The sequence below is a fragment of the Ruania rhizosphaerae genome (assembly GCF_009805705.1).
Classification (GTDB): Bacteria; Actinomycetota; Actinomycetes; order Actinomycetales; family Beutenbergiaceae; genus Ruania; species Ruania rhizosphaerae.
This window is the reverse complement of the sequence record NZ_VSMB01000031.1, coordinates 1-1,357: the sequence shown is the minus strand read 5'-3', so window position 1 is coordinate 1,357 and position 1,357 is coordinate 1. Positions and strand designations below refer to the sequence as shown.

1 protein-coding gene and 1 other annotated feature are annotated in these 1,357 nt (G+C 67.1%); the gene reads right to left on the bottom strand.

Features of this window, described 5'->3' with window-relative positions:
* Window positions 1-31: 31 nt before the first annotated feature.
* A protein-coding gene (locus FV560_RS19925; protein WP_235020254.1) for an IS3 family transposase occupies window positions 32-1,302 on the bottom strand; the annotation gives its coding sequence in 2 pieces (ribosomal slippage) (window positions 32-990 and window positions 990-1,302; 1,272 coding nt in all).
* Window positions 869-1,003, bottom strand: a sequence feature (AL1L pseudoknot). (Overlaps the previous gene by 135 nt.)
* Window positions 1,303-1,357 lie beyond the last annotated feature (55 nt).

Here is a 1,357-nt window from a genome sequence, read left to right as displayed (position 1 = left end):
TGAACCGCACTGGGTCTGATGGAGACTCGGCCTATTGGATTCCGACCAGTTGTTGGTCGGTCCGTTGGGCAGCATAGTGTGCCTGTTCGTACTCGGCCGGGGGCTGGTCGCCGAGGTAGCCGTGGAGGCGTTCGGTGTTGTGCCAGTGCACCCAGCCCAGGGTCGCGAGTTCGACGTCCTCGACGCTCTTCCACGGGCCACGCTCATCACGTGCGGGGCCGCGGATGAGCTCGGTCTTGTAGTAGCCGTTCACGGTCTCAGCGAGGGCGTTGTCGTAACTATCGCCGACGGTCCCGATCGAGGGGACCGCGCCGATCTCGGCGAGCCGCTCGCCGTAGCGCAGACTGGTGAATTGACTGCCCGCGTCGCTGTGACAACGTAGGCCGGTCAGCTGGGTGCCGCGGGACCAGCGGGCCATCTCGATCGCATCCAGCACCATCTGGGTACGCATGTGGGCTGCGACCCGCCAACCCACGATCATCCGGCTGAATGCGTCGATGATGAAGCACACGTAGGCGACACCTGCCCAGGTGGGCACGAACGTCAGATCCGTCACCCACAACTGGTTCGGCGCGCTCGCTGTGAAGTCGCGTTTGACCAGGTCCGGATGCCTCGGCGCGACCGGGTCCGGGCGGGTGGTGCGCACCCGTTTGGTCCGCACCACCCCAGCGATGCCCTCGACGCGCATCAGCCGCGCCACCTGGTCCCGGCCGACGTCGTAGCCGGCCCGGCGGGCTGCCTTCCACAGCTTCCGGGCCCCGTAGACGCGGTAGTTCTCCTCCCACAGCTGGCGTAGCGCCGGCCCCAGATCCGCGTCCTGGAGGGCGCGGGCCGAGGGCGGGCGGTTCCGGGCGGCGTAATACGTGCTCGGAGCCATCTGCAGTACCTTGCAGATGGGCTCGACTCCGAGCCGGCGACCAGCGACCACGTCGTCCTTGTTCGCCTCGACAAAAGCGACTATCTCTTCGAGGGGCGGTCGAGCTCCGCCGCAAAGAAACTGGCCGCCCTCCGAAGGATTTCGTTGGTCCGGCGCAGCTCGCGGTTCTCCTGCTCCAACGCCTTCATCCGCTCGGACTCCTGGCTGCTCACGCCCGGCGCCTGGCCCTCGTCGATGTCAGCCTGCTTGACCCAGGTACGCACCGACTCCGCTCCATACCCGAGCTGGTCCGCGACCCGCTTGACCGTCCCCTGGGACGTTCCCAACTCGGCCCGAAGGGTGCGCACCATCCGCACCGCCGCGGCCTTCTCCTCCTCGCTGTACCGACGTGACGTCGGCCCACCAGCAACCTGCTTGCTCGCCATGACTCCATCCTCGCTTCCAAGCTCAGGAGTCTCCACCGAACCCAGTGCGGTTCAG